The following is a 26875-nucleotide window of genomic DNA, read 5'->3' on the forward strand; positions in this document are numbered from 1 at the left end:
CTGTCGTCGAACACCAGCTACGATCAGGACCGGCTCAACTACGACCAGCAGAAGCTGCGGCAATTCTACCTGACCGAGGGCTATGCCGATTTCCGCGTCACCAGCGCGGTGGCGGAACTCACCCCCGACAAACGCGACTTCATCATCACCTACGTGGTCGAGGAAGGGAAGCGCTACAAGTTCGGCGACGTCACCGTCGACAGCGAGATCCGCGACTTCGACAACAAGAAGCTGGCGGCGTCGCTGCCGGTCAAGAAGGGCGACTGGTATAACGCCAAGCTGGTCGAAACCTCGATCGACCAGCTGAGCGAGGCGGCCGGGCTGTTCGGCTATGCCTTCACCGACGTGCAGCCGGACTATAACCGCGACGCCGAAACGCTGACGATGGGGATGAACTTCCACATCGCGCAGGCGCAGCGCACCTATGTTGAGCGGATCGACATCAACGGCAACACGCAGACCCAGGACAAGGTGGTCCGCCGCGAGATCCGTCTGGCGGAAGGCGACGCGTTCAACAGCTTCCAGGTCAAGCGCTCGCAGGATCGCATCAACAGCCTGGGTTTCTTCCAGGACAAGATGGAGATCAAGCAGGTCCCCGGCTCGTCCCCCGACCGCATCATCCTCGACACCACGCTGGAAGAGAAGAGCACCGGCGAGCTGCAGCTGTCGGTCGGCTATTCGAGCCTCGAACGCTTCATCATCCAGGCCAATATCACGCAGAACAACTTCCGCGGCAAAGGCCAGGTGCTGCGCGCCGGCGTCAATTACTCGACCTATTCAAAGTCGGTCGAGCTGGGCTTCACCGAGCCGTACCTGTTCGACAAGAACGTCGCGATCGGCGTCGACGTGTTCCGGCGCGACTATAATTCCTTCAACTATATCGGTACGCAGCGGCAGACGACCTATTCGCAGGTGTCGACCGGTTTCCAGGTGCGCGCCGGTGTGCCGCTGACCGAATATTGGTCGCTTGCCGGCCGCTACGGCCTGTCCTATGACGAGGTCGGACTCGACGAGGCGACCTATTTCACCGACGGCGCCTGCGATCCGCTCAAGGCCGGCCGCTATCTGTGCGAGGCGATCGGCAATCGCTGGACCTCGTCGGTCGGTTATTCGCTGATCTACGACAGCCTCAACAGCCGTCTGCGACCGACCGCGGGCCAGCGGTTCAGCTTCAGCCAGGATTTCGCCGGGCTCGGCGGCGACGTCAAATATATCCGCACCCGCGTCGAAGGATCGAAGTTCGTCAACGTCGGCTCGGGCTTCATCGGCTCGCTGGTCGGCGAGGCGGGCTATATCCATTCGCTCGAAGGCAGCCGCGGCCCCGGCGTCGACCGGATCCGCATCACCGACCGCTTCTATCTCGGCGAACCGCAGTTCCGCGGCTTCGATATCCGCGGCGTCGGCCCGCGCGTGCAGCGGCAGGCCTATACGGTCGATACGACGACGGGGAAGCAGATTCTCGTCACCGATCGCAACCAGCTGGTCGACGATGCGCTCGGCGGCCGGGCCTATTACCTCGCCCGCGCCGAGCTGGAGATTCCGCTCGGCGCCGGTGCGCGCGAGCTCGGTCTGCGGCCGTCGATCTACGTCCAGGCGGGCAGCCTGTGGGGGCTGACGCGGCCGTTGCCGACCGCCAATTTCCCGACGATCACCGATGCCAACGGCAACACCACGGTGTTGCCGATCCAGCGGCTGCTGGTCGATTCGTCGGGTCGGCAATTGTATCAGGTGCCGTCCGACGCCGCGACCGGGGCAGGTACCTATACCACCTGCGCGATCGGTTATTCGGCGACGCTGGGCGGCACCTGCGCCGGCTCGTCGACCAACGCCATCTCCTATCAGGCGTCGATCTCGCCGTTCAAGGAAACCTATTACGGCAGCAGCCCGACGCCGCGCGTCAGCATCGGCATCGGCGTCAACTGGACATCGCCCTTCGGTCCGCTGCGGATCGATCTTGCCAAGGCGCTCGTCACGCAAAAGGGTGACGATCCCAAGCTTGTTACCTTCAATGTGGGGACTCAGTTCTAATGAAGACGATCACCAAGACCTCGCTGGCGGCGCTCGCCGGCGCCTCGATCGCGCTTGCCGGTGCGGCGACCGCGCAGACCGCCGGTATCGCCACCGCGCAGGCCGATGCGGCGATCTTCAGCGCCAAGGCGTTCGATGCTGCCAACCAGCAGATCTCGACCACCTACAAGGCCCAGCTCGATCAGGCTGCGGCGGCGCAGAACACGCTCAACACGCAGCTGCGCACGCTGCTCGACACCAACAAGGACGGCCAGATCAGCCAGGCCGAGGCCGCCGCGGCGGAAGGCAATGGCGCGGTCGCCAACCAGGTCCGCGCCGCGCAGGCGAAGGCGCAGCCGGCGATCGAGGCCGCGCAGGGCCCGGCGATCAAGGCGCAGGCCTATGCGCTCGAGCAGGTCACCGCCAAATATGACCCGGCGCTGCGCGCCGTCGTCGCCGCCAAGAAGATCAGCATCGTGCTCGCGCCCAATGCGATCCAATATGCGCCGCCGGCGACCGACGTGACCCGCGACATCATCGCCGAGATCGACCGCAGCACGCCGACCGTCTCGATCACCCCGCCGGCCAACTGGCAGCCGCAGCAGCAGACCGTTGAGCTGCTGCAGCAGTACCGCCAGCTCGTCTACGCCAACGCCGCGCGTCGTCAGCAGGCCGGTGCGCCCGCGCCCGCCGCCGGCACCCCGGCCCCCGCCGCCGGTGCGACGCCGCGCGCGACCCCGCAGGGCCGCTGAGGCGCAACCGGGTGAGCGACGACACCGAAGCGCAGGGCCGTACCCTCGGCCCGCTCGATATCGGGCGGGTCATGGCGGCGCTGCCGCATCGCTACCCGATGCTGCTGGTCGACCGGGTCGAGGAATTGCTCCTCGACCGGTCGATCGCGGCGATCAAGGCGGTGACGATCAACGAAGGCTTCTTCCAGGGGCATTTCCCCGGCCGGCCGATCATGCCGGGCGTGCTGATCGTCGAGGCGCTGGCGCAGGCCGCGGGCATCCTCGCGGTCGAGAGCCTCGGTCTCGCCGGATCGGGCAAGCTCGTCTATTTCATGGCGATCGAAGGCGCGAAGTTCCGCAAGCCGGTCGAACCCGGCGTGCTGCTGCGGCTCGAGGTCAGCTTCGTCCAGAAGCGCAGCTCGGTCTGCAAATTCGCCGGCGTCGCCCGGATCGACGGGCAGATCGTCGCCGAGGCGAATTTCACCGCAATGATCGCCGATCCGCCCAAGGCGTAGGCGGCGAACCGGCTTTCCCCTCTGCCGTGACCCCCGAGGGGGGCAGGTGAATCCCACCTGTCCTCCGACAGGCGCGGTGCGAACGGGGAAAGCATCACGTTTTGACTTTACCGCGGCGCTCCTCTACGGGCGCCGCTTCGCAAAGGCTGGTCGGAACCAGCCACATCAGGAGCGCAGACGCGTGAAGAAAGATACCCATCCCGACTATCACATGATCAAGGTGCAGATGACCGACGGCACCGTGTTCGAGACCCGCTCCACCTGGGGCAAGGAAGGCGACACGATGCAGCTCGACATCGACCCGCTGGCGCATCCGGCATGGACCGGCGGTCGCGGCACGATGCTCGACGCGGGCGGCCAGGTCGCGCGCTTCAACAAGCGGTTCGGCGGCGGGCTCACCCTGCGCAAGAGCTAAGACACGTATTTACCCGAACATAACCATGGTCGGTTACGACCATAGGTTATGTTCGCGGCAGAGTTCGAACCTGCAGTGTCGCACGGTCGGCGTGTCGCCGAGCGCGCGCCGGTGTCGATCGACGGCGATATCGGCAAGGCGCGCCGCACCCTGTGCAAGGTGGTCGACATTTCGATCCACGGCGCCCGCCTGCTGACCTATTGCCCCCTCATCCCCCATAGCATGATCTGGCTCACCCTGCCCGAGGCGGGATCGCTTGCCGCCGAGGTGCGCTGGGCGGAGGAGTTCGCCGCCGGCTGCCGCTTCATGACGGCGCTCGATCCGGAGGTGTTCGAGCGGCTGGTCGCGCTCAATCGCGCAGGGCGTTGACGTAACTCGGCTCTTGATCCCGCCCGCCGACGTCGCCATAGGCTTGCGCGGGAGTCGGGCGGACGTGGTCGTCGCCAACCCGGTCAGGTCCGGAAGGAAGCAGCCGCAACGATTTCGCCGCGGGTCGTCCCGGCTCCCACCCTCTTCATCGCTGCAAGGGCGTTACCGCTTGAGCCAGGAGCGCTCGCGGAACCATTTGGTGACGATATATTTCGTCCCCTCCACCACCGCCGTCCCCTCGTGCAGCGTCGCGGTATTGGGCGTACCGTCGGGGTTCATGTTGTTCCAGGCGAGCAGCAGCCCGCGACGCGGCGCGATCTTGAACCCCGCCTGCGGAAACCAGGTCGCGCCGCCGTCGGCGACGTCGTTGAGGTAGATCATCGTCGTCCAGGTGCGCTGCCCGCCCGACGCCTGCATCTGCTGCCAATAGCTCTCGGTCTCGTGGAAATAATCGTGGTGGGCGCGGAAATGCTGGCCGGGGGCGTAGCGCTGGCCCTGCAGGGTCTCGCCGTGATCGGCCGGGAGGCCGAGCAGCCCGGCGATCGCCTCGTCGATCGGCTGCACCTCGGGGGCGTAGCGGTTCATGTCGCAGCTTTCGCTCGTCCGGAAGCCGGGATCGGCGCGATCCGAGAGCAGCGACGAGGGCCGGCGATTGGCGTCGATCATCGCGACCAGCGTCTCGCACTGCGCTGCGTCGAGGAAGTCGAGATGATAATAGATCTGGATCGCCGGCACCTCCGCGCGGGTCACCGCCGGATTGGCGTCGAGCCGCTGCGCGACGGCGACGCCGGCTTGCTGGCGGAGCGGCGAGGGGGCGGGCGCTTTCTTGCGGCGGGCGAACATGGCAGCAGAGATGCCGTCGCCCGCCGACAAAAACAACATGCTCAGTAGAAGATGTCGTACACCGTATCGATCACCTGACCGCTGCGCAGGTCGACGAGCAGCGCGTCGTCATAATAGCGGACCCAGCGATAGGGGCCATAGGCCTCGGGCAGGCGATAGGCATAGGGGTCGCTGATCCAATAGCTGCGCCCGAACAGCACCGGCGACAGCGACACGCCGACACCGAAGCGGCGATAGCCGCGCCCCCAGCCGGACGGCGCGTAATAGCGCGGCAGGCGATAAGCGCCGCGGTTGCTCGCGCGATGGTCGCCCCAGTCGTAACGGCCGTCGTTGCGCCAGCCGCGGTCCCAGCCGCCCCGCTCGGCGAGGCGCCGGCCGTCCTGCCAGTCCCGTCGCTGCGGACCGTCGTCGCGGCGGCGATCCCAGCCGCGATCGTCGCCGGGCCCGCGATTGGCCCAGCGCGGGCCGTCGCGGTCGGGTCCGGGGCCACGATTCGGTCCGGGGCGATCGGCGGCGGGACCGCGATCACCGCCCGGCCCGCGATCGGGGGCGGGGGGACGATCGGGGGCGGGGGCGGGGCGATCTCCACGGCCCTGCCAGCCACGATCGGCGACGCGGGGCGGACCGCCGTCGTCCGGCCGTGGGCCGCGGTCATCCGGCCGCGGGCCGGGGCGGCCGGGTCCGTCGGGGCCACGCTGATCCCAGTTGCGCCGGCCATCCTGCGCCTGTGCCGCCACGGGCATCAGCATCGATGCGGCGAGCAGCGCCTTGATCACGGTCTTCATCGTCCTTCGTCCTCGTCCGCCGGCGCACGAGCCGGCCCGGATGATGACCGATACTTGCACCACAGCCGCTGTGACGAAGCTGAATACCTCTGTCAGCGTTGCGAAAGCTTGGGCGGGACCAAAGCTCGGACGACGCGCGCCGCATCGGCCGGGTCGATACCCGGGCGGGCGCCGGCGGGGATCGTCTCCTCACCCCGCGCGGCACGGCCGGCGCGCTGGATCGCCTCGATCAGCCGCGGATAGACGCCGCAGCGGCACAGGTTGCGGATCGCACCGCGGATATCCGCCTCGCTCGGGTCGGGACGATGGTTGAGCAGGACCGACGCCGCCATCAGCATGCCGGGGATGCAAAAGCCGCACTGCGTCACGTTGGCGGCGAGGAAGGCGAGCTGCAACGGGTGGTTGCGCTCGCGCGACAGGCCCTCGATCGTGGTGACGAAGCTGCCCTCGATCCGCCCGATCGCGACCTGGCACGACAGCACCGCCCGCCCGTCGACATCGACGGTGCAGGCGCCGCAATCGCCGCTGCCACAGCCATATTTCGTGCCGGTGAGGTTCGATGCGTCACGCAGCGCCCAGAGCAGCGGCGTCTCCGGATCGAGGCGATATTCGACCGGCTGGTTGTTGACGGTAAGGCGCGCCATGTCCGGCCCTTAGCCGCAAAGCCCGGCATGTCGCCAGACCGTCACCGCTCGTCATCGCCCGAACCGAGCCGGGGGGCAGGGCGGTCGCAGGCGAGCGCGGCGTCGGAGAAGCGGATCGGCGTGCGCAGGCCGCGGATCGGGTCCGACCCGATCACCAGGCCGCGCGCGGCGATCTGCGGATCGGTAAGCGCCTGTTCGACGGAGTTGATCGGTCCCGCCGGCACGCCGGCCGCGGCGAGGCGCGCGAGCAAATCGTCGCGCGCGAAGGTCCGCGTCGCCGCGGTGATCTGCGCGAACAACGCCTCGCGGTTGGCGAGGCGCAGCGCGTTGCTGGCATAGCGCGGATCGTCGGCGTCGATCCCGGCGATCGCGCAGAAGCGGCGGAACTGGCCGTCGTTGCCGACCGCGAGGATGAACCAGCCGTCGCCCGTCTCGAACACCGCATAGGGGCAGACGTTGAGGTGGGCGTTGCCGACGCGCGCCGGAGTGACGCCGCTGGCGAAATAATTCGCTGCCTGATTGGCGAGCACGCCGGTCATCGAATCAAGCAGCGCCATGTCGATCCACTGGCCGCGCCCGGTCCGCTCGCGCATCGCCAGCGCCGCCTGGATCGCGATCACCGCATAGAGGCCGGTGGTGATGTCGGCCATCGCCACGCCGATCTTCTGCGGCGCGCCGTCGGGATCGCCGGTCAGGTCCATCATCCCGCTCATTCCCTGGACGATGAAGTCATAGCCGGCGCGCGCCGCATAGGGGCCGTCCTGCCCGAAGCCGGTGATCGAGCAATAGACGAGGCGGGGATTGAGCGTGGACAGGCTGGCATAATCGAGGCCGTATTTGGCGAGGCCGCCGACCTTGAAATTCTCGATCAGCACGTCGGCCCCGGCGGCGAGCGCGCGGACCTGCGCCTGCCCCGCGGCGGTGGTGAAGTCGATGACGTGGCTGGTCTTGCCGCGGTTGCATGCGTGGAAATAGGCGGCGTCGCGGCCGCCGTCGGGATAGTCGACGAAGGGCGGGCCCCAGCTGCGCGTATCGTCGCCGGCGGGGCTCTCCACCTTGGTGACGGTGGCGCCGAGGTCGGCGAGCACCTGCCCCGCCCAGGGGCCGGCGAGGATGCGCGCCAGCTCGAGCACCTTGAGGCCGGCGAGCGGATGCGCGCGCCCCGCCGCCTCGCTCAAAACGCCGCAATCCCGGTGATCGCGCGGCCGAGGATCAGCGCGTGGACGTCGTGCGCGCCCTCATAGGTGTTGACCGTTTCGAGGTTCATCAGGTGGCGCATCACCTGATATTCGCCGGAAATGCCGTTGCCGCCGTGCATGTCGCGGCTGACCCGGGCGATGTCGAGCGCCTTGCCGACGTTGTTGCGCTTGACCAGCGAGACCATCTCGGGCGCGAACCGGCCCTCGTCCATCAGCCGCCCGACGCGCAAGCTGGCCTGCAGGCCCAGCGCGATCTCCGTCTCCATATCGGCGAGCTTCTTCTGATAGAGCTGCCGCCCGGCGAGCGGCGTGCCGAACTGCTTGCGGTCGAGGCCGTATTGGCGCGCCGCGTGGAAGCAATATTCGGCGGCGCCGAGCGCGCCCCAGCTGATCCCGTAACGCGCGCGGTTGAGGCAGCCGAACGGGCCCTTCAGCCCTTCGACATGCGGCAGCAGCGCATCGTCGCCGATCTCGACATCGTCCATCACGATGCCGCCGGTGATCGACGCGCGCAGCGACAATTTGCCCTCGATCTTGGGCGCGGACAGGCCCTTCATTCCCTTGGTGAGGACGAAGCCGCGGATCGCGCCGCCATGCGCGTCCGACTTGGCCCAGACGACGAAGACGTCGGCGATCGGCGAATTCGAAATCCAGGTCTTGGCGCCATTGAGGACGTAGCCGCCGTCGACCTTGCGCGCGCGGGTGGTCATCCCGCCGGGGTCGGAGCCGGCATCGGGCTCGGTCAGGCCGAAGCAGCCGATGAACTCGCCGCTGGCGAGGCGCGGCAGCAGGCTGCGCTTCTGCTCCTCGGAGCCATAAGCGAAGATCGGATACATGACGAGGCTCGACTGGACGCTCATCATCGAGCGGTACCCCGAATCGATCCGCTCGACCTCGCGCGCGACGAGGCCGTAGGCGACGTAACTCGCGCCGACACCGCCATATTCTTCTGGAAGGGTCGGGCCGAGCAGACCGAGTTCGCCCATTTCGCGGAAGATCGCCGGATCGGTATGCTCGTCGCGGAAGGCGGCGACGATGCGCGGCGCCAGCCGGTCCTGCGCATAGCCGCGCGCGGTGTCGCGGATCATCCGCTCGTCCTCGCTCAACTGGTCGTCGAGCAGGAAGGGATCGGCCCAGTCGAACTTGCCCATGCCCGCCATCATCATCTCCTTTTGGAAGGCGCGGTACGGGGGAAGGCGGGGCGGGGCAAGCCCTGCGTCACAGGCTGGTGCGGACGTCGAGCAGCTCGGGGAAGAAGCGGTGCGAGACGACGCGGGCGAGATAGGGCACGCCCGCGGTGCCGCCGGTGCCCGACTTGAAGCCGATCACCCGCTCGACCGTCTTGAGGTGGCCGAAGCGCCAGAGCTGGACGTGATATTCGAGGTCGACCAGCTTCTCGGCCAGCTCGTACAGGTCCCAATAGGCGTGCGGCTGCGCATAGACGGTCGCCCAGCAGGCCTCGACCGCCGGCGAAGGCGGCGCGGTGACGGTGAAGTCGCGCGCCAGCCGCTCGGCCGGCACCGGCAGGCCGCGGCGCGCGAGCAGGCGCAGCGCCTCGTCATAGAGGCTCGGCACGGCGAGTTCGGCGGCGAGTCGCTCGCGCACCGCCGGCTCGTCGAACAGGTCGATCATCGCCGCATTGCGGTTGCCGAGGATGAATTCGAGGCAGCGATATTGATCCGACTGGAAGCCCGAACTCTGGCCGAGGCTGCCGCGCATCGCGGCATAATCGGCGGGCGTCATCGTCGCCAGCACCTCCCACGACTGGATCAGCTGCGTCTGGATGCGGCTGACCCGCGCCATCATCTTGAGCGCGGGCGGCAGATCGTCCGCCGCGATCCGCCGCCGCGCTTCGCCCAGTTCGTGCAGGCAGAGCTTCATCCACAATTCGGACGCCTGGTGGATCGTCACGAACAGCAGCTCGTCATGCACGCCGCTGAGCGGCGATTGCAGGTCGAGCAGCTCGGGCAGGCGCAGGTAGCTGCGATAGGTGATCGTCATCGCGGCAGCCTATCGCAACCGGCCTCACTGCTCCAGCAGCAGCACCTCCAGCGTCGCGCGGTCGCCGCGGCGGCGCGTGACGATCAGGTCGGCGACGATCGCGGCGGGGACGGGCAGATCCTCCTCGGGCAGAGCGTCCAGCCACGCCGCGGCGTCGCCGCCGGCGATGGCGAGGTCGATCGTCAGGCGCACGCCGGTGAAGGTCGCGCTCGACCAGGGGCGTTCGTGCAGCCCGAGCGGATGGAACGTCAGGCCATGGCAGGCGGCGCTCGCGGCGAGCGCGCGGTGCAGGCGGCGGTGCGGCAGCGTCATGTGCATCATGCCCCCGCTCCGTCGAGATACCGGATGATCCGCGCCTCGACCGACGGGCCGACGACGCGCCCACGCACCATGTCGGTGACGAGTCGCGGGTCGTTGACGGTGCGCTTGCCGAACTCGCTGCGCGACATGCGCGAACGGCGGAGATAGCGATCGATCCTGAGCAGCAATGACATGGCTTCCCTCCCGAGTCCGGCGATTACGTTCCTGATCTGTTCCTGTCTTTCCAACTTGTCTAGGAAAATTTCCTACGATACGGTCGCGGGCGATGGACGCGGAGGATCCCCGCCGGCGGCTGACCGCCCTTGCCGCGGCGCGTGGTGACAGCCTCGCCGCGCTGTCGCGGATGCTCGGGCGCAACGATGCCTATCTCCAGCAGTTCGTCGCGCGCGGATCGCCACGCCGGCTCGCCGACGACGATCGGCGGCGGCTGAGCGACTATTTCGGCGTGGCGGACAGCGAGCTGGGCGGTCCGGCCGCGCCGCGCCTGTTCCCGCTGCCGCGGCTCGACGTCGCCGCCTCGGCGGGGCCGGGCGCGTTCGTCGATACCGAGATCGTGCTCGGCACGGCGGCGCTCGATCCGGCGCTGGCGACGCAGCTCGGCCTGCGCGACGGCATGGCGGCGATCGTGCGGGTGCGGGGCGATTCGATGGAGCCGGGGCTGATCGACGGCGATCTGATCGTCGTCGACCGCGCCCGTGCGCGCCCCGATGCGCAACCGCGCGTGCACGTCGTGCGGATCGACGGCACGGTGATGGTCAAGCGCGTCGCGCGGCGGGGTGGGCGGATCACCGTCACCAGCGACAATCCCGCTGCGCCGCCGGTGCCGGCGGGGGCGGTCGAGGTGATCGGACGCGTCGTCTGGCTGATGCGCGCGCCGCGCTGATCAGCGGCGGCTGTCGCGCAGCCACACCGCGATCGCGCCGGCCGCGCCGATCGCCAGCCCGGCGAGAAAGCCGATCGTCACCTGCCCCTGGATGAGGCCGACGATCGCACCCCCGATCGAACAGATCGCGACGAGGATGCCGCCCGCGGCGGAGGGAGGGGTTTCGGCCATGCCCGTCCCTGCCACGTCCCGCGGCGAGACGCCAGCGTCCCCCGACGGGACGGGCGGGACGGCGACGCGGCGGCGGTTTACCATCGTCCTCCGCCAGTTCCGCGCATCCTCACCATATGGCACGGCGCGTGTAACGGCACGGGGATGCACACCGATCCCGCCATCGCCATCCACCTCGACGACGCACAGCAGGTGGCGGAGGCGACCGACCTGATCGCCCGCTTCGGCGAGGACGCGCCGGTCGAGGCGGCTATCCGCGCCGGGCGGATGCGCGACATCGGCAATGTCGTCCACTTCTGCCGCTGGCGACAGACCGGCCGGCTGGTCGCGCTGCTGGTGGCGGATACGGCGGTGGGGACGGTGCACTAGGCGCGGCGCCAGCAGCGCCGCATGCCGGTCTCAGCCGATCCCGCGCCCCGTCGCGGTCCACCAGATCCCGCCGAGCAGGTGATCCAGATATCGCCCGTTCCGGTACATGTCGGCATTGTGGCCGAGCAGGGTGACGAAGACGCGGCCCTTTTCGTACGTATGATACCAGGCCTCGGGATGGTCCTTGCCCATCGGCCGGCCGACCTGGCCGGGCCAGATCAGCGTCGGGTCGTAGCTCGTCTCGTCGACGCCGAGCACCGGGTGGATGGTGACGCGATACGGATTGGTGGTGACGTAATATTCGTCGCTCCAGATCCAGCGGTCGGGCAGCGCGAAGGTCGCGGGAAAGCGCGGGTCGAGCTTGGTGACCGCTGCGGTCTGCAGCTTGGGGTGGTTGACGAAGCTGCGCCCGACCATCTGCTCATACCACGGCCAGGCGGCGGCCGGGACGATCGCGGCGCGGTGCACCACCATCGCATTGCCGCCGCCGCGCATATAGGCCTCGAACCGGCGGCGGCGCGGCTCGCTCAGCGTCTCGGGCGGCGTGTTGAGGAACATCACCGCGGCATATGGGCCGAGGTCGCCGTCGAACGGTGCGCCGTCGGCGGACCAGGTGACGGCGAAGGCATGCAGCCGCGCCAGCCGTTCGATACTGTCGCGCGCGACCGGGATATATTCGTAATGGTAGGTGCTCGGCGCGGCGATCACCAACAGCTTGAACTGGTCCTCCGCCGCGGCGGGGGCGGCGGTCAGCGTCGCGGCGAGCGCGGCGATCGTCAGCATCGGTCTCATGGTTTCCGGCTTCGCGCGCGTGGCGGGCCGAGGCAAGCGCCACTTTGGTCGGGCTGGCGGCTGCCGCGGCGGCGCGCCCGGGCGAACGATAAGCGGGGCCGATTGAGGCCGAAACCGCCGGATATGGGACTGTTGCAGGCCGGCGACGCACGCTAGGACGGCGCCATGCTGTTGCGTTTGGGGTGGTTCGGGCTTGGCGCGACTGCCGTGCTCCTTCTTCCCGGCCCGGCGGCGGCGCAGACGGCACCGGCGGAGGTGCCGCTCGATCCCAATGCCCCGCTTGCGCCCCTGCCCGATATCGGCGTCGCCTGGCCAGAGCTCGGCAACGATCCCGCCGGCACCACTGCCGCCGCGACCGACGGCGCCGCGGAGCGCCGCTATGCGTGGCGGATCGACGGCATCGACACCAGCGCGACGCCGTTGCTGCGCAAGCGCTTCGAGGAATTGTCGACGCTCAGCGCCAATGACGGCAGCGCCGCCAACGCCGCGCAGCTCGATCGCCGCGCGCGCGAGGATGCCGATCTGTTGCAGACGCTGCTGCGCGGCGCGGGTTATTACGACGCACGGGTGACGACGCGGGTCGAGCCGGGGACGAAGCCGCTCGTCGTGCTCGCCGCCGAACCGGGGACGCTGTACCGGCTCAGGGACGTAACGCTCGGCGGTCTTGCCGCGGCGGGCGACAAGGCGGCGCCGCTGCGCGAGGCGTTCGGGGTCAAACCTTCGGACCCGGTCGATGCCGATGCGATCGTCGCCGGCACCGCGCGGCTGACGACGCGGATCGGCCAGACCGGCTTCCCCTTCGCCGATGTCGGCGAACCGCAGATCGTCGTCGACCATGCCAGCAAGACCGCGACGCTCGACCTCCAGGTCGCGCCGGGCGCGCAAAGCCGGTTCGGCAAGTTTGTCGCGCTGCCGGGCAACCGCGTCTTCGGCCCCGATCACGTCCAGGAGATTTCGCGGCTCGCCCCCGGCGACACGTTCGACGCGACGACGCTCGACGATCTGCGCCGCGCGCTGGTGCAGACCGGGCTGGTCTCCTCGGTCGAGGTCAAGCCGATCCCGGCCGACGCGCCGGGGGTGGTCGACATCGGCGTCAAGCTCGGCGCCGCACCGGTGCATACGATCGCCGGCGAGCTCGGCTATGGCACCGGCGAGGGCGCGCGTGCCGAACTCAACTGGACGCATCGCAACCTGTTCCCGCCCGAAGGCGCGCTCACCCTGCGCAGCGTGCTCGGCACGCGCGAGCAGCTCGGCAGCGTCGTCTTCCGCCGCAACAATTTCGGCGACCGTGACCGCGTGCTGACCGCGCAGATCTCCGCGAGCCACGTCCAGCGCGATGCCTATGAGGCGAAGACCTATACCGTCGCCGCCAATATCGAGCGGCAGACGACGATCTTCTTCCAGAAGGCCTGGACCTGGTCGCTCGGCGGCGAGGTGCTGAGTTCGGACGAGCGCGACGTCATCGCCGCGACCGGCGAGCCGCGCCGCCGCACCTTCTATATCGCCGCCGCGCCGACCAGCCTCAATTACGACGGATCGGACGATCTGCTCAACCCGACCCGCGGCTTCCGCCTCGGCGGTCGGGTCAGCCCGGAATTCTCGCTGGAGAACGACGCGTTCGGCTATGCGCGCGTGCAGATCGACGCGAGCGCCTATCAGCCGGCGCGGCGCGGGCTGGTGCTCGCCGAGCGGATCCGGCTGGGCTCGATCCTCGGCGCCTCGCGCGACAGCATCGCGCCGTCGCGGCGCTTCTACGCCGGCGGCGGCGCGTCGGTGCGCGGCTATGGCTATCAGGCGATCGGGCCGCGCGACGTCAACAACGATCCGATCGGCGGGCGCAGCCTCGCCGAATTCTCGATCGAGGCGCGGGTGCGCGCCTTCGGCAATTTCGGCATCGTGCCGTTCCTCGACGGCGGCACCATCTATACCAGCGCGGTGCCGGGGCTCGGCGACTTCCAATATGGCGCGGGCGTCGGCGTGCGCTATTACTCCAACTTCGGCCCGATCCGCTTCGACATCGGCACGCCGCTCAATCCGCAGCCGGGCGACAGCCGCATCGCCGTCTACGTCTCGCTGGGGCAGGCCTTTTGAGCCGCGCGCTGCGCCGGATCGCGCTCGCCCTCGCCGGACTGCTCGCGCTTGCGGCGCTGGCGCTGGCGGTGGTCGATACCGGCGTCGGCCATCGCTGGGTGGCGCAGCGGATCGGCGCGATCCGCACCGCCAACGGCCTGCGCTTCACCATCGGGCGGATCGACGGCTCGCTCTATGACCGGGCGCGGCTCAGCGACGTGCGCGTCTATGATCTCGACGGCCTGCTGGTGCAGGCGCCGACCGTCGCGCTCGACTGGTCGCCATGGCGCTGGCTGCGGCATCAGCTCATCATCGATCGGCTGGCGATCCCGCGGGCGGTGCTGTTCCACGCGCCGCATACCCGGGCGATGCCGCGCACCGGGCCGATCCTGCCCGATTTCGACATCCGCATCCGCGCGCTCGACGTCGAGCGGCTGGTGCTCGCCAAGCCGGTGCTCGGCACCGCGCGGGTCGGGCGTATCGCCGGGCGGGCCGACATCCGCCGCGGCCGTGCGCTGGTGCGGCTCGCCGCCAGCGTCGCCGGATCAGATCGGCTCACGCTGCGCCTCGATGCCGAGCCCGATGCCGGTCGCTTCGATCTCGATGCCAGCGCGGCGGGGCGCGCCGGCGGCGTCTTGTCGCGCAGCCTCGGCCTGCGGCGTGCCGTTGCCTTCGATATCGACGGGTCGGGCGGCTGGACGCGCTGGCGCGGGCGGGCGGTCGGCCGGATCGGTAGCGCGCGCGCGCTCGATCTCGCGCTCGCTGCCGACGATGGCCGCTATACGCTGGCGGGCGACCTGGTGCCGACCGGTCTGCTGAGCGGCGCGGCGCTGCGGCTCGCCGCACCGCGGCTGCGCGTGCAGGGGCAGGCGCGCTTCGCCGACCGGCGGCTCGACGGCAGGCTGACGCTGCGCAGCCCGGCGCTGGCGCTGGAGGCGACCGGCCTCGCCGATCTCGGTGCGGGGGCGTGGCGCAATCTGCGGCTCAGCGCGCGTTTGCTGCGGCCGGCGGCGATCATTCCGGCGATGACCGGCAGCGGCGTCGCCGCGCGCGCGGTGATCGACGGCGATTTCCGCAGCGCCCGCTTCGACTACCGGCTGCGCGCCGACCGGCTGGCGATCGACCGGACCGGCCTCGAAGAGGTGCGGCTCGCCGGCAGCGGCCGGCTCGGCCAGCGGCAGCTCGTGCTGCCGACGCGCTTCACCGCGGCGCAGGTCACCGGCGTCGGCACCGTCGCGGGCGGCGTGTTGCGGCATTTCAGCCTCGACGGGCCGCTGATGCTGAAGGGCTCGCTGCTCACCGGTGATTCGCTGCGGCTGCGCTCGGACCAGCTCGACGGGCGGCTGATGGTCGCGCTCGATCTCGCCACCGGCCGCTATGAGGTGGGGCTCAACGGCACGCTCAACCGTCTGTTCATCAAGGGGCTCGGCATCGTCGACCTGCGCTCCGACCTGCGCGTCGTGCCGGGGGCGGGGGGGCGCGGCACGCGCATCGTCGGGCGCGGCACGGCGCAGGTCGTGCGGCTCGACAATGGCTTCCTGCGCGGCCTGACCGGCGGCCTGCCGCGGATCAGCGCCGGCTTGGAACGCACCCCCGACGGCCTGTTGCGCTTCACCGACATGGTGCTGACCTCGCCGCTGCTCAGCCTGCGCGGCAACGGCTATCGCCGTCCCGACGATACCTTCCATATCGAGGCGAGCGGGCGACATGCCACCTATGGCCCGGTGGTGCTGCGGCTCGACGGCAAGATCGACCGGCCGACGCTCGACCTGCAATTCGCCAGCCCCAATGCGGCGCTCGGCCTGTCGCAGGTGCGCGCGCATCTCGATCCGACGGCGAGCGGCTTCACCTATCGCGCCGCGGGCGAATCGCGGCTCGGGCCGTTCACGCTGGCGGGATCGATCCTGCTGCTGCCGCCGGGCGTCGACGACATTCTGGTCGTCGACCGGCTGGCGGTGAGCGGCACCGCGGCGAGCGGCAGGCTGACGATCGGCCATGGCGGCTTCACCGGGCGGCTCGCGGTGGCGGGCGGCGGGCTGGCGGGCGAGTTGCTGTTCCGCCCGGTCGGCACGGTGCAGCGGATCGAGACGCATCTCAGCGCGGCCGACGCGCAGCTCGGCAGCGCGACGCTGCGCCGCGGCCGCGTCGACGCGGCGCTGCTGCTCGATCCCGCCGGCACCGCGCTCGATCTCACCACCAGCGGTGCGGGCGTGCGGCTCGGGCGACTCAGCCTCGCGCGCTTCGCCGGCACGGCGAAGCTGCGCGGCGGCGTCGGCGAGGTGCGCGCGTCGATCGCCGGATCGCGCGGGCGCGCCTTCGACATCCAGACGGTGACGCAGGTGGCGCAGGATCATCTGTCCGTCGCCGCGCAGGGCACGCTCGACCGCCGCCCGCTGCGGCTGCTCGCGCCCGCCGACATCCGTCGTGAGGGCGACGGCTGGCGGCTCGCGCCGACGCGGCTGAGCTTCGCCGGCGGCGAGGCGGAGGTCGGCGGCCATTATGCTGCGGATGCGCTGTCGCTCGACGCCGCGCTGACGGGCATGCCGCTGGCGATCCTCGATATTGGCTATCCGCGGCTCGGCCTCGGCGGCACCGCGTCGGGGACGTTCAGCTATGCGACCGGCGCCGATCGGGCGCCGACCGGCAAGGCCAACCTGACCGTCCGCGGGCTGAGCCGCGCCGGGCTGGTGCTGTCGTCGCGGCCGATCGACCTCGGTCTCGCCGGCATCCTCTCCGCCGACCGATTGGGCGTGCGCGTGGTGATGGCGTCGGGCGGCAAGACGATCGGCCGCGCGCAGGCGCTGCTCAAGCCGCTCGGCTCGGGCGACCTCGCCAGCCGGATCGCGGCGGCGCCGCTGTTCGCGCAGCTGCGCTATTCGGGGCCGGCGGATACGGTGTGGCGGCTGACCGGGCTCGAACTGTTCGACCTGTCGGGCCCGGTGGCGATCGGCGCCGACGTCAGCGGCCGGATCGGCGCGCCGCTGATCCGCGGCGTGCTGCAGGCCAATGGCGCGCGGATCGAGAGCGCCAACACCGGCACCGTGCTGACCAACGTCCAGGCGAACGGCCGCTTCAACGGATCGCGGCTGGTCATCGACCGGCTGACCGCCGACGCCGGCAAGGGCGGCCGCGTCGCCGGCAGCGGCGATTTCGACTTCGCCGCGCCGCACGGCATCGGCCTCGCGCTCAAGCTTCAGGCGGATCATGCGGTGATGATCAACCGCGACGATATCGGCGCGACCGTCACCGGCCCGCTCACCTTCACCTCCGACGGCAAGGGCGGGACGATCGCCGGCGACATCGTGCTCAACCGCAGCCGCTACCGGCTCGGCCAGGCGAGCGCGGCGGCGGCGCTGCCGCGGCTCAACGTCCGCGAGATCAACCTGCCCGACGGCGGCGAGGAGGATGATACGCCCGTCACGCCGTGGACGCTGGCGATCAAGGCGCGCGCGCCCGACAAGGTGATCGTCAGCGGCCTCGGCCTGTCGAGCGAATGGTCCGCCGACCTCGGCATCGCCGGCCAGCCGGGCAATCCGGCGATCACCGGCCAGGCGAACATGATCCGCGGCGATTATGAATTCGCCGGGCGCAAGTTCCAGCTGTCGCGCGGCGTGATCCGCTTCGCCGGCGAGGTGCCGGCCAATCCGGTGCTCGACATCGAGGCCAATGCCGACAGCACCGGCCTTGCCGCGACGATCCGCGTTACCGGCACCGCGCTCAAGCCCGAGATCGGCTTCACCAGCACGCCGGCGCTGCCCGAGGACGAATTGCTGTCGCGGCTGCTGTTCGGCACCTCGATCACCAAATTGTCCGCGCCCGAGGCGTTGCAACTCGCCGCGGCGGTGGCGGCGTTGCAGAACGGCGGCAACGGCCTCAACCCGATCAACGCGGTGCGCCGCGCCGCGGGACTCGACCGGCTGCGCATCCTGCCCGCCGATCCGCAGACCGGGCAGAGCACGTCGATCGCCGCGGGCAAATACGTCACGCGCCGGCTCTATGCGGAGATCGTCACCGACGGGCAGGGCTATTCGGCGACCCAGGTCGAGTTCCAGGTGACGCGCTGGCTGTCGCTGTTGTCGAGCATCTCGACGCTCGGGCGGCAGAGCGCGAACGTGCGGGTGTCGAAGGATTATTAAGGCGGGGGACCCATTCGCCCCGCGGCGCCTCGACCGACAGTGCAAGGAGGGGATGAGGTCATCTGACCATTGGCCCTGACCCTGTCGAAAGGCGGGTCTCCGCAGGCGCGCGCCCTTGTGGGACAGTGCGCTTCGACAGGCTCAGCGCAAACGAAGGTGGGGCGTTCGCCGCCTCTTCCGCCTCACCTTGACCTGACGAAGGGCAGGTAAATGCCCTGCCGCTTCGACAGGCTAGGAGGACGTCGCGTTATTTCCTGCCGGCGCGCTGCTTGCGGGCGGCGTAGCGGGCGTCGCGCGCCGCCTTCATCTCGGCTTCGGTCGGCATCTTGGGCTTGGCCTTGGCGGCGGCTTCGGCCGCAGCGAGGGCGGCGGCTTCGGCGGCGGCCTTCTTCTCGGCGATCGCCTGCTCGCGCGCTGCCTGCTTCTCGGCGCGCGCCTTGGCGAGCGCGGCTTCCTTCGCCTCGGCGGCGGCGACACGGGCGGCGACGATCGCCGGGTCGAGCGGTGGCTTGGCGCGCAGCTTCTCGAGCGCCGCCTGCTTGGCTTTGGCGGACAGCGCGGCGCGCTCCTGGAACGTCTGGGGCTTGTAGGCTGACATGTGAGGCGTGATGATCCTGTCGATTGTGAGAGTGTCTCGGCGGTGGCCGTTACTGCAAAACGCCCGAATTGGCAAAAACGCCCGTCGCGGCGCGCCATCAGCCGCGATAAAGCGCCGGCTTTGCACGCGAAGGGAGCCGCGATGACGCCACGCGAATTGATCGACACCGCCGAGGTGCCGGGCGGCGAGCCGCTGCGGCTGTTCCGGCGCGGCGCCGATTACATGATCGTGCTCGACCGCAACGAGCTGATGAACAGCCGGATGAGCGGATCGGAAGAGGCGCTCGCGACGATGACGATCGAGCGGTTGGGGCGGCCGGCGCCGCATCTGCTGATCGGCGGCTATGGCATGGGCTTCACCCTGCGCGCGGCGCTCGGCCGGCTGGGGCCGCAGGCGCGCGTCACCGTCGCCGAGCTGGTGCCGCAGATCGTCGACTGGGCGCGCGGGCCGATGGCGGCGTTGACCGACGGCTGCCTCGACGATCCGCGCGTCACCGTCACCTTCGCCGACGTCGCCGAGGTGATCGCCGCAGCCCCGCGCGCCTATGACGCGATCCTGCTCGATGTCGACAACGGACCCGACGGGCTGGTCCGCGCCGCCAACGACCGGCTCTATGCGGCGCGCGGCCTCGCCGCGGCGCGCGCGGCGCTGACCCCCGGCGGTGTGCTCGCCATCTGGTCGGCGGCGAAGGATGCGGCGTTCGCCCGGCGGCTGCGCGAGGGCGGCTTCACCGTCGACGAGGTCACCGTCCGCGCGCGCAGCAACGGCAAGGGCGCGATGCACACCATCTGGTTTGCGGTGCCGCGCTGAGTCGTGCAACCGGCGCCCGCCCCGAACGGTTCGGAGCGGCGGACGAAGGAGCGAAGACGATGAGCGATCGCGTGGCACGAATCACCCGTACCGGCGGCCCCGAAGTGATCGAATGGGTCGACGTCGACCTGCCGCCGCCCGGCGCGGGCGAGGTGCGGATGCGGCACCATGCGGTCGGGCTCAACTATATCGACACCTATCATCGCAGCGGCGTCTATCCGGTCGATCTGCCGAGCGGCCTCGGCAGCGAGGCGGCGGGCGTGGTCGAGGCGGTGGGCGAGGGCGTCGAGGGCTTTGCCGTCGGCGACCGCGTCGGCACCTTCGGCCCGGCGCGCGGCGCCTATGCGACCGCGCGCAACGTCGCGGCGCGGCAGCTGCTGCACCTGCCCGACGATATCGACGACGCGACCGCGGCGGCGCTGCTGCTCAAGGGCTGCACCACCGAATGCCTCGTCGATCGCTGCGCGCGCGTCCAGCCGGGGCAGACGGTGCTGGTCTGGGCGGCGGCGGGCGGCGTCGGCCAATTGCTCGTCGGCTGGCTCAAGGCGATCGGCGCGACGGTGATCGGCACCGCCGGCACCGCCGCCAAGGCCGATCATGCCCGTGCCGCCGGCGCCGACCGCGTGCTGCTCCATCGCGACGAGGATGTCGCGGCGCGGGTGCGCGAGATCACGCACGGCGAGGGCGTCGCGACGGTGTTCGACGGCGTCGGCCAGGCGACGTGGCAGGCGTCGCTCGATTCGGTGGCGCGGCGCGGTCTGATCGTCAGCTACGGCAATGCCGGCGGCGCGGTGACGGGCGTGTCGCTCGGCACGCTGGCGGCCAAGGGGTCGCTGTTCGTCACCCGGCCGACGCTGTTCGATTATTATGTGACGCCGGAAGAGCGGCGCGCGGGCGTCGACCGCGTGTTCGCGATGCTGCGGCGGGGCGCGATCCGGCCGCAGATCGGCCAACGCTTCCCGCTCGAACGGGCGGCGGACGCGCATCGCGCGCTCGAACAGGGGGAGACGCGGGGGAGTACGGTGCTGACGGTGGGGTGACGCGCGACGATGCGCGGGGTGGCGGTCGCCAAGGCCGCTCGATCCGAACGTCGTCGGAGATCGCGCGGACCGTCGAGGGAATCATTGCCCTCCAACGGGCGTCCCGTGCTCCTGCGCACGCAGGAGCCCAGGGCGGCGAACGGAACCGCCGGTGTTTTGTTTTGCTCTGGATTCCTGCGTTCGCAGGAATACTGGTCACGCTTCGGAGCGGACAGTTGCTACGACAGTCGCACCCCGCCACGGCATATTGCCCTCGCGCCGGTGCGCTGGGATAAGCCGCGCTGACGGCGACGTGGCCGCAGGGGAATGAGCGATGGACGACGGGGACGGGTGCGCAGGGGCGGGCCGATCGCGGCGGGTGACGGCTTTGTCACGCCGCTGACGCGGATCCGCCATCCATCCCGCTGCACAGCGATCTATCCGGAGTTCCTCGTTCATGCCCCAGCATCCCATATTCTATGACGCCAGTGGTCGGCGCAAACGGCGCTTCACGCTCGGCGTCGTCGCGTTCGTGGCGTTGCTGGTGCTGTCGGTGGCGGTGTTCGCGGTGTCGATCGGCGCGGTGCCCCGCGCGCCGCTGCTGCCGGTCGAGGTCGAGCGGCCGGCGCTGCGCCGGCTCGCGCCGCCGCATGGCGTGATCCGCCGGGCCAAGCGCGGGCTCGATTATTATGCCGGCCAGCTGTTCGGCACCGGTCGCGGCGGCAAGGCGAGCGCCGGCAACCCCAATCTCGCCATCGCCTTCCATACGCCTTGGGACCAGTCGAGCGCCGCCAGCCTCGAACGGCATGTCGATCAGCTCGACTGGGTGATCCCCGGCTGGGTGTCGGTGACCGGGCAGGATCATCGCATCCAGGTGTTGCGCGATACCGCCGGGCGGGCGATCCTCAACCGCGCGGTGCATCGCCCGGTGGTGATCCCGATGGTCCAGAACGCCAGCAACGGCGAATGGGACGGTGCGGGCACCGCCGCGATGCTCGCCGACCCGCGGGCGCGCGCCGCGTTCCTCGACCGGCTGGTGCCGTGGCTCGCCGCCAACAGCGCCGGCGGCGCCTTCTTCGACTTCGAGGAACTTCCGGCGAGCGCCCAGGCCAACTACCGCGCCTTCCTCGCCGAGGCGCAGCGACGCTTCGCCCCGCACGGCTGGAGCGTCTCGATCGCCGCGCCGGTCGCCGATCCCGACTGGAACCTGCCAGCCTATGCCAAGGTCACCGACAAGATCTTCCTGATGGCCTATGACGAGCACGAGCCGAGCGGCCCCGCCGGCCCGATCGCCTCGCAACATTGGTTCGCGGAGAGCGTCGCCAGCGCCGCGCGCGGCATCCCCGCCGCCAAGCTGGTCGTCGCGATCGGCTCCTATGCCTATGACTGGCACGACGGCGGTGGCGATCCACTCGGCGTCGAGGAGGCGTGGCAGAATGCGCGCGATTCGGGGGCGATGCCGGCGTTCGACCGGGCGAGCGGCAACAGCAGCTTCGCCTATAGCGACGGCGGCAGCCGCCATGTCGTCTGGCTGCTCGACGCCGCCTCCGCCTATAACGAGATCGCGCTGCTGCATCGCGCCGGGATCGGCAGCGTCGCCTTGTGGCGGCTCGGCGCCGAGGACCCGGGCCTGTGGTCCGTGTTCGGGCGCGATCATCGCAGCCTGCCGGCGGTCTCGGCGATCGACTCGATCCCCGCCGGCACGATCACCGACATCGAGGGCGCCGGCGAGATATTGAAGATCGCCGCCACCCCCGTGCCGGGCGAGCGCCGCGCGATCGCCGGGCCGGGCGGAACGATCGCCGACGTCCAGTTCCAGCGTCTGCCCAAGGCCTATGAGGTCGATCGCACCGGCTATCGCAGGAACCTGCTCGCGCTGACCTTCGACGACGGCCCCGATCCGAAATGGACACCGCAGATCCTCGACGTGCTCAAGCAGAAGCACGCCCCGGCGACCTTCTTCATCATCGGCGAGAATGCGCTGACCCAGCGGTCGCTGCTGCAACGCATGGTGTCGGAGGGGCATGAGATCGGCAGCCACACCTACACCCATCCCAATCTCGCCACCGTCTCGCCGGGGCAGGTGTGGTTCGAGCTCAACGCGACGCAGCGGCTGTTCCAAGCCTTCACCGGCCATTCGCTGCGGCTGTTCCGCGCGCCCTATTTCGGCGACGCCGAACCGTCGACCGCGGACGAGATCGAGCCGGCGCTGCAGGCGCAGGAGCGCGGCTATGTCTCGGTCGGCCTGCACGTCGACCCCGGCGACTGGAAGCGGCCGGGCGTCCAGCAGATCATCGACGCGACGATCGACCGCGTGACCAGCGGCCCCAAGAGCTGCGACGGCGATTCGGATGCCGATTGCAGCCGCAACGTCATCCTGCTCCACGACGCCGGCGGCAATCGTGCCGAGACGGTCGCGGCGCTGCCGGTGATCATCGACCGGCTGCGCGCGCTCGGGTATCGATTCGTGCCCGTCTCGACGCTCGCCGGCCTGTCGCGCCATGCCTCGATGCCGCCGATCAGCGCGAGCGACCAGCTTGCCGCCAACGTCGACCTCGCGCTGTTCAGCGCACTCGGCGGGATCGCGGTGGGGCTGCGCTGGCTGTTCATGATCGCGATTACCATCGGCATCCTGCGCGCGCTGGCGCTCTCCGCGCTGGCGCTGATCCAGGCGCGGCGCGAGGGCCGGACGGTGTTCCCGGCGATCGATCCCGCCCGCTTCGTCACCGTGCTGATCCCCGCCTATAACGAGGAGCGGGTGATCGAGCGTGCGGTGCGCGGCGTGCTCGCCTCGGTCGATGTCGCGGTCGAGGTGATCGTGATCGACGACGGATCGAAGGACGCGACCTCCGCGGTGGTCAGCGCCGCCTTCGGCGACGATCCGCGCGTGCGGCTGCTCACGCTCGTCAACGGCGGCAAGGCGCGCGCGCTCAACACCGGACTCGAGCACGCCAAGGGCGAGATCGTCATCGCGCTCGACGCCGACACGCAGTTCGAGCCGACGACGATCGCGCGGCTGGCGCGCTGGTTCGACGATCCCAGGCTGGGGGCGGTCGCGGGCAATGCCAAGGTCGGCAACCGCGTCAATCTCGTCACCAAATGGCAGGCGCTCGAATATATCACCGCGCAGAATCTCGAACGGCGCGCCTTCGCGCGGCTCGATGCGATCACCGTCGTGCCCGGCGCGGTCGGCGCGTGGCGGCTCGCCGCGATCCGCCAGGTCGGCGGCTATCCGCACGACACGCTGGCGGAGGATCAGGACCTCACCATCGCCATCCAGCGTGCCGGCTGGCGCGTCCAGTACGATCAATATGCGATCGCCTGGACCGAGGCGCCCGAGACGTTCCGCGCGCTCGCCAAACAGCGGTTCCGCTGGGCGTTCGGCACGCTGCAATGCCTGTGGAAGCATCGTTCGGCGATCGGCCGCAGCAGCCCTCGCGGATTGGGCTGGATCGGCCTGCCGCAGGCGATCGTCTTCCAGATCCTGCTCGCCGCGATCAGCCCGATCATCGATCTCGCGTTGCTCGTCAGCTTCGTCGTCACCTATCTCGACATCCAGGCGCATGGCTGGGCGCAGACCAGCCACGACGTCTATACGATGCTCGCCTTCTGGCTGGTGTTCACCGCGATCGATCTGCTCGCCGCGACGATCGCCTTCGCGCTCGAACGGCGCGAGCGCTGGCGCCTGCTGTGGCTGCTGGTGCCGCAGCGGATCGGCTATCGCCAGATCATGTATTATGTCGTGCTCAAGGCGATCGCGCAGGCGCTGCGTGGACCGATGGTTGGTTGGGGCAAATTGCAGCGGACCGGGCGGGTGAGCGCGTCGTGAGCGGGGTGGAGACAGGATGAGCCTGCCCCTTTCCTGCTTGGGGCAACTTCAATCGCAGGACTGACCGTAAGTCGCGGCATGTAGGGCAAAGTGGTTGAATTGATGAGCGTCATGACGCCTTTGACGCCGGCTTCGGGCGTCCAGGGCGTTGCGGTTGATCGTCGACCGCAGTCAGGAGCTGGTCGCGCAGGCGTTGGGCGTCACCTAGCCAAACTGACAAAAGGACGGTCGCGTCGGCGCAGCGCCTTGTATACGGCGGAATACAGTCTTCCTATTCGGGTGCCGTCATGATCCGTCCGCTGTTGCTCATCCTCGCGCTGACGTTCGCCGCGCCGGCCGTCGCGCAGCGCGCGCCGCTGGTGCTCGCCGCCGCGAGCCTGCAGGAAGGGATGAACGCCGCCGCCGATGCCTGGGCCAAGCAGGGGCATCCGCGGCCGGTGGTGTCGTTCGCCGCCTCCTCGGCGCTGGCGCGGCAGGTCGAGGCGGGGGGCGCGGCGGATCTCTTCGTCTCCGCCGACCAGCAGTGGATGGACGAGCTCGCCGCCCGGCGTCTGATCGTCACCGGCAGCCGCGTCACCTTCCTCGGCAACCGCCTCGTCGTCGTCGCCGACAGGAACGACCGCGTGCGCATCCCGCTGCGCCCCGCCACAGCCCTCGCGCGCGTGCTGAGCCGCGGGCCGCTCGCGATGGCGGATGCGCCGGTGCCCGCGGGGCGCTATGGCGAGGCGGCGTTGCGGGCGCTCGGCGTCTGGAGCGCGGTTGCGCCCCATGTCGTCCGCGGCGACAGCGTGCGCGCCGCGCTGACGCTGGTCGAACGCGGCGCGGCCCCGCTCGGCATCGTCTATGCCACCGATGCGCGCGCCGCGCCCGGCGTCCGCATCGCCGGCGTCTTCCCCGAAGCGAGCCATCCGCCGATCACCTATCCGGTCGCGCGGCTCACCGCGTCGCGCAACCCGGAGGGCGAGCGCTTCCGCCGCTTCCTCGTCAGCGGCGCGGGCAAGGCGATCTTCGCGCGATACGGTTTCGCGCCGCGCTGATGCTGTCCGCCGACGAATGGACGATCCTCGCGCTGTCGCTGCGCGTCGGCGCGGTGGCGATGGCGGCGGCGCTGCCGCCGGCGTTCGCGCTCGCCTGGCTGCTCGCGCGGGTGCGGTTTCCGGGCAAGGTGCTGGTCGACGCGCTCGTCCATCTGCCGTTGGTGGTGCCGCCGGTGGTCACCGGCTGGCTGCTGCTCCTCGCCTTCGCGCCGGCCGGGCCGGTCGGCAGCCTGCTGCAGCATTGGTTCGGAATCAGCGTGCTGTTCCGCTGGACCGGCGCCGCGATCGCGGCGGCGATCATGGCGCTGCCGCTGATGGTGCGGGCGATGCGGCTGTCGATCGAGGCCGTCGACGCGGGTCTGGAGAATGCGGCGCGCACGCTCGGCGCAGGGCCGTGGCGGGTGTTCTGGACGCTGACGCTGCCGCTCAGCCTGCCCGGCGTGCTCGCCGGGGCGGTGCTCGGCTTCGCGCGCTCGATCGGCGAGTTCGGCGCAACGATCACCTTCGTCTCCAACGTTCCCGGCGAGACGCAGACGCTGCCGCTGGCGATCTATTCGGCGTTGCAGCAGCCGGGCGCCGAGGCGACGGTATGGCGATTGTCGGGAATTGCGGTCGCGGTGAGCTTCGCCGCGCTGCTCGCCTCCGAATGGCTCACGCGCCGCGTCCGCCGGGGGCTGCATGGCGTTTGAGATCCAGGTCGCCAAGCGATTGGGCGAGGCCGAAATCGCGCTCGATTGCGTCGCCGGCGACGGGCTGACCATATTGTTCGGTCCGTCGGGGACGGGCAAGACGAGCGTGCTCAACATGGTCGCCGGGCTGCTCCGCCCCGACCGCGGTCGCATTTCGGTGGCCGGGCGCGTGCTGTTCGACGCCGCGACCGGGGTCGACGTGCCGCCGCAGCATCGCCGCGCCGGCTATGTCTTCCAGGACCCGCGGCTGTTCCCGCATCGCCGCGTCCGCGCCAATCTGCTGTACGGCGCGCGCGACGAGCGGGCGCTGCCGGCGACGGTGGCGATGCTCGGCATCGGGCATCTGCTCGATCGCTGGCCGCGGACGCTGTCGGGCGGCGAGGCGCGGCGCGTCGCGATCGGCCGGGCGCTGCTCAGCGATCCCGCCTTCCTGTTGCTCGACGAGCCGCTGTCGTCGCTGGACCGGCCGCGCCGCGCCGAGATCATGGACGCGCTGCTCCGCGTGCGTGACGAGGCGCGGCTGCCGATGCTGATGGTGACACACGATCCCGAGGAGGCCGAACGGCTCGCGACCCGCGTCGTCACGCTATGATCCCCCTTTGCCGCTAAACCGTAACATGCCATGCGTAGGCCGACGCTGCG

General features: G+C 70.1%; 26 protein-coding genes and 1 other RNA gene. 16 read left to right on the top strand and 11 right to left on the bottom strand.

The window, feature by feature from the left end; translation table 11 throughout:
* The 6 genes from bamA to ffs form a co-directional block, all read left to right on the top strand.
* Positions 1-2028, top strand: a 2028-nt coding sequence (bamA, locus tag V8201_RS07750) for an outer membrane protein assembly factor BamA (RefSeq protein WP_336544925.1), incomplete at its 5' end; no start/stop codon positions are given.
* The gene (locus tag V8201_RS07755) at positions 2028-2759 is read left to right on the top strand and encodes an OmpH family outer membrane protein (protein ID WP_037535428.1); all 732 of its coding nucleotides are present in this window, start codon (positions 2028-2030) and stop codon (positions 2757-2759) included. The genes bamA and V8201_RS07755, both read left to right, overlap by 1 nt.
* Positions 2760-2770: 11 nt before the next feature.
* Positions 2771-3253 (top strand): 3-hydroxyacyl-ACP dehydratase FabZ, encoded by a 483-nt coding sequence (gene fabZ, locus V8201_RS07760; protein ID WP_336544926.1) that lies wholly within the window; start codon positions 2771-2773, stop codon positions 3251-3253.
* Positions 3254-3434: 181 nt separating this feature from the next.
* Positions 3435-3668 carry a 50S ribosomal protein L31 gene (rpmE, locus tag V8201_RS07765; RefSeq protein WP_037535430.1) on the top strand — a complete coding sequence of 78 codons (234 nt, stop codon included), beginning with the start codon at positions 3435-3437 and terminating at the stop codon, positions 3666-3668.
* A 48-nt stretch (positions 3669-3716) separates the two neighbouring features.
* Entirely contained in the window at positions 3717-4037 is a 321-nt protein-coding gene (locus V8201_RS07770) for a PilZ domain-containing protein (RefSeq protein WP_336544927.1), read from the top strand.
* Between the two features lie 46 nt (positions 4038-4083).
* Positions 4084-4181, top strand: an RNA gene (ffs, locus tag V8201_RS07775) — signal recognition particle sRNA small type.
* A gap of 18 nt (positions 4182-4199) precedes the next feature.
* On the opposite strand, the gene V8201_RS07780 is transcribed toward ffs, so the two are convergent.
* The 8 genes from V8201_RS07780 to V8201_RS07815 form a co-directional block, all read right to left on the bottom strand.
* Positions 4200-4919 (bottom strand): 2OG-Fe(II) oxygenase, encoded by a 720-nt coding sequence (locus V8201_RS07780; protein WP_373276467.1) that lies wholly within the window; start codon positions 4917-4919, stop codon positions 4200-4202.
* A 2-nt stretch (positions 4920-4921) separates the two neighbouring features.
* Positions 4922-5665, bottom strand: coding sequence for an RcnB family protein (locus V8201_RS07785; protein ID WP_336544928.1), 744 nt, complete (start codon positions 5663-5665; stop codon positions 4922-4924).
* Between the two features lie 92 nt (positions 5666-5757).
* A complete protein-coding gene (locus tag V8201_RS07790) occupies positions 5758-6309 on the bottom strand; it encodes a (2Fe-2S)-binding protein (RefSeq protein WP_336544929.1) in 552 nt (183 codons plus the stop codon).
* Positions 6310-6350: 41 nt separating this feature from the next.
* Positions 6351-7487, bottom strand: a complete 1137-nt coding sequence (locus V8201_RS07795) for a CaiB/BaiF CoA transferase family protein (RefSeq protein ID WP_336544930.1) — start codon at positions 7485-7487, stop codon at positions 6351-6353.
* A complete protein-coding gene (locus tag V8201_RS07800; RefSeq protein ID WP_336544931.1) occupies positions 7484-8668 on the bottom strand; it encodes an acyl-CoA dehydrogenase in 1185 nt (394 codons plus the stop codon). Before V8201_RS07800 ends, V8201_RS07795 begins: the two co-directional genes overlap by 4 nt.
* Positions 8669-8726: 58 nt before the next feature.
* The gene (locus V8201_RS07805; protein WP_037534904.1) at positions 8727-9509 is read right to left on the bottom strand and encodes a tryptophan 2,3-dioxygenase; all 783 of its coding nucleotides are present in this window, start codon (positions 9507-9509) and stop codon (positions 8727-8729) included.
* A 24-nt stretch (positions 9510-9533) separates the two neighbouring features.
* Complete coding sequence (locus V8201_RS07810; RefSeq protein WP_336544932.1) at positions 9534-9830, bottom strand: hypothetical protein; 297 nt, start codon at positions 9828-9830, stop codon at positions 9534-9536.
* Positions 9827-10003, bottom strand: coding sequence for a hypothetical protein (locus V8201_RS07815; RefSeq protein ID WP_200870428.1), 177 nt, complete (start codon positions 10001-10003; stop codon positions 9827-9829). The genes V8201_RS07810 and V8201_RS07815 overlap by 4 nt, the downstream gene beginning before the upstream one ends.
* A gap of 92 nt (positions 10004-10095) precedes the next feature.
* Between V8201_RS07815 and V8201_RS07820 the strand changes: the two genes are divergently transcribed.
* On the top strand, positions 10096-10713 hold the full coding sequence (locus V8201_RS07820) for a S24 family peptidase (RefSeq protein WP_336544933.1): 618 nt from the start codon (positions 10096-10098) through the stop codon (positions 10711-10713).
* Here V8201_RS07820 and V8201_RS07825 read toward each other — a convergent pair whose 3' ends face one another.
* The gene (locus tag V8201_RS07825) at positions 10714-10884 is read right to left on the bottom strand and encodes a hypothetical protein (protein ID WP_200870427.1); all 171 of its coding nucleotides are present in this window, start codon (positions 10882-10884) and stop codon (positions 10714-10716) included. It abuts the gene before it with no gap.
* Between the two features lie 144 nt (positions 10885-11028).
* Between V8201_RS07825 and V8201_RS07830 the strand changes: the two genes are divergently transcribed.
* Positions 11029-11253, top strand: coding sequence for a hypothetical protein (locus V8201_RS07830; protein ID WP_037534901.1), 225 nt, complete (start codon positions 11029-11031; stop codon positions 11251-11253).
* A gap of 30 nt (positions 11254-11283) precedes the next feature.
* Here V8201_RS07830 and V8201_RS07835 read toward each other — a convergent pair whose 3' ends face one another.
* Positions 11284-12045: a ThuA domain-containing protein gene (locus V8201_RS07835; protein ID WP_336544934.1), complete on the bottom strand. Its 762-nt coding sequence runs from the start codon at positions 12043-12045 to the stop codon at positions 11284-11286.
* Between the two features lie 165 nt (positions 12046-12210).
* Between V8201_RS07835 and V8201_RS07840 the strand changes: the two genes are divergently transcribed.
* Positions 12211-14136 (top strand): autotransporter assembly complex protein TamA, encoded by a 1926-nt coding sequence (locus V8201_RS07840; protein ID WP_336544935.1) that lies wholly within the window; start codon positions 12211-12213, stop codon positions 14134-14136.
* Positions 14133-18251 carry a translocation/assembly module TamB domain-containing protein gene (locus tag V8201_RS07845; protein ID WP_336544936.1) on the top strand — a complete coding sequence of 1373 codons (4119 nt, stop codon included), beginning with the start codon at positions 14133-14135 and terminating at the stop codon, positions 18249-18251. The genes V8201_RS07840 and V8201_RS07845 overlap by 4 nt, the downstream gene beginning before the upstream one ends.
* A gap of 247 nt (positions 18252-18498) precedes the next feature.
* On the opposite strand, the gene V8201_RS07850 is transcribed toward V8201_RS07845, so the two are convergent.
* The gene (locus V8201_RS07850) at positions 18499-18849 is read right to left on the bottom strand and encodes a DUF6481 family protein (protein WP_037534898.1); all 351 of its coding nucleotides are present in this window, start codon (positions 18847-18849) and stop codon (positions 18499-18501) included.
* Positions 18850-18990: 141 nt separating this feature from the next.
* On the opposite strand from V8201_RS07850, the gene V8201_RS07855 reads away from it, so the two are divergent.
* From V8201_RS07855 to V8201_RS07880, 6 genes are all read left to right on the top strand, one after another.
* On the top strand, positions 18991-19659 hold the full coding sequence (locus V8201_RS07855; protein WP_037534897.1) for a spermidine synthase: 669 nt from the start codon (positions 18991-18993) through the stop codon (positions 19657-19659).
* Between the two features lie 59 nt (positions 19660-19718).
* Positions 19719-20699, top strand: a complete 981-nt coding sequence (locus tag V8201_RS07860; protein WP_336544937.1) for a quinone oxidoreductase family protein — start codon at positions 19719-19721, stop codon at positions 20697-20699.
* A 436-nt stretch (positions 20700-21135) separates the two neighbouring features.
* Entirely contained in the window at positions 21136-24507 is a 3372-nt protein-coding gene (locus V8201_RS07865; RefSeq protein WP_336544938.1) for a glycosyltransferase, read from the top strand.
* A gap of 287 nt (positions 24508-24794) precedes the next feature.
* Positions 24795-25544, top strand: a complete 750-nt coding sequence (modA, locus tag V8201_RS07870; protein WP_336544939.1) for a molybdate ABC transporter substrate-binding protein — start codon at positions 24795-24797, stop codon at positions 25542-25544.
* Positions 25544-26233: a molybdate ABC transporter permease subunit gene (modB, locus tag V8201_RS07875; RefSeq protein ID WP_037534893.1), complete on the top strand. Its 690-nt coding sequence runs from the start codon at positions 25544-25546 to the stop codon at positions 26231-26233. The genes modA and modB overlap by 1 nt, the downstream gene beginning before the upstream one ends.
* On the top strand, positions 26223-26825 hold the full coding sequence (locus V8201_RS07880; RefSeq protein ID WP_336544940.1) for an ATP-binding cassette domain-containing protein: 603 nt from the start codon (positions 26223-26225) through the stop codon (positions 26823-26825). Before modB ends, V8201_RS07880 begins: the two co-directional genes overlap by 11 nt.
* The last annotated feature ends 50 nt before the right edge of the window (positions 26826-26875 follow it).

It is taken from the genome of Sphingomonas kyungheensis (assembly GCF_037120395.1).
GTDB lineage: Bacteria > Pseudomonadota > Alphaproteobacteria > Sphingomonadales > Sphingomonadaceae > Sphingomonas > Sphingomonas kyungheensis.

What these genes read in the sequence shown, in the direction of transcription:
- V8201_RS07755 (WP_037535428.1), top strand. Translation starts at nt 2,028, where the DNA reads ATGAAGACGATCACCAAGACCTCGCTGGCGGCGCTCGCCGGCGCCTCG.
- V8201_RS07770 (WP_336544927.1), top strand. Translation starts at nt 3,717, where the DNA reads ATGTTCGCGGCAGAGTTCGAACCTGCAGTGTCGCACGGTCGGCGTGTC.
- V8201_RS07780 (WP_373276467.1), bottom strand. Translation starts at nt 4,919, where the DNA reads ATGTTGTTTTTGTCGGCGGGCGACGGCATCTCTGCTGCCATGTTCGCC.
- V8201_RS07785 (WP_336544928.1), bottom strand. Translation starts at nt 5,665, where the DNA reads ATGAAGACCGTGATCAAGGCGCTGCTCGCCGCATCGATGCTGATGCCC.
- V8201_RS07790 (WP_336544929.1), bottom strand. Translation starts at nt 6,309, where the DNA reads ATGGCGCGCCTTACCGTCAACAACCAGCCGGTCGAATATCGCCTCGAT.
- V8201_RS07800 (WP_336544931.1), bottom strand. Translation starts at nt 8,668, where the DNA reads ATGGCGGGCATGGGCAAGTTCGACTGGGCCGATCCCTTCCTGCTCGAC.
- V8201_RS07805 (WP_037534904.1), bottom strand. Translation starts at nt 9,509, where the DNA reads ATGACGATCACCTATCGCAGCTACCTGCGCCTGCCCGAGCTGCTCGAC.
- V8201_RS07810 (WP_336544932.1), bottom strand. Translation starts at nt 9,830, where the DNA reads ATGATGCACATGACGCTGCCGCACCGCCGCCTGCACCGCGCGCTCGCC.
- V8201_RS07815 (WP_200870428.1), bottom strand. Translation starts at nt 10,003, where the DNA reads ATGTCATTGCTGCTCAGGATCGATCGCTATCTCCGCCGTTCGCGCATG.
- V8201_RS07820 (WP_336544933.1), top strand. Translation starts at nt 10,096, where the DNA reads ATGGACGCGGAGGATCCCCGCCGGCGGCTGACCGCCCTTGCCGCGGCG.
- V8201_RS07825 (WP_200870427.1), bottom strand. Translation starts at nt 10,884, where the DNA reads ATGGCCGAAACCCCTCCCTCCGCCGCGGGCGGCATCCTCGTCGCGATC.
- V8201_RS07830 (WP_037534901.1), top strand. Translation starts at nt 11,029, where the DNA reads ATGCACACCGATCCCGCCATCGCCATCCACCTCGACGACGCACAGCAG.
- V8201_RS07835 (WP_336544934.1), bottom strand. Translation starts at nt 12,045, where the DNA reads ATGAGACCGATGCTGACGATCGCCGCGCTCGCCGCGACGCTGACCGCC.
- V8201_RS07840 (WP_336544935.1), top strand. Translation starts at nt 12,211, where the DNA reads ATGCTGTTGCGTTTGGGGTGGTTCGGGCTTGGCGCGACTGCCGTGCTC.
- V8201_RS07850 (WP_037534898.1), bottom strand. Translation starts at nt 18,849, where the DNA reads ATGTCAGCCTACAAGCCCCAGACGTTCCAGGAGCGCGCCGCGCTGTCC.
- V8201_RS07855 (WP_037534897.1), top strand. Translation starts at nt 18,991, where the DNA reads ATGACGCCACGCGAATTGATCGACACCGCCGAGGTGCCGGGCGGCGAG.
- V8201_RS07860 (WP_336544937.1), top strand. Translation starts at nt 19,719, where the DNA reads ATGAGCGATCGCGTGGCACGAATCACCCGTACCGGCGGCCCCGAAGTG.
- V8201_RS07865 (WP_336544938.1), top strand. Translation starts at nt 21,136, where the DNA reads ATGCCCCAGCATCCCATATTCTATGACGCCAGTGGTCGGCGCAAACGG.
- modA (WP_336544939.1), top strand. Translation starts at nt 24,795, where the DNA reads ATGATCCGTCCGCTGTTGCTCATCCTCGCGCTGACGTTCGCCGCGCCG.
- modB (WP_037534893.1), top strand. Translation starts at nt 25,544, where the DNA reads ATGCTGTCCGCCGACGAATGGACGATCCTCGCGCTGTCGCTGCGCGTC.
- V8201_RS07880 (WP_336544940.1), top strand. Translation starts at nt 26,223, where the DNA reads ATGGCGTTTGAGATCCAGGTCGCCAAGCGATTGGGCGAGGCCGAAATC.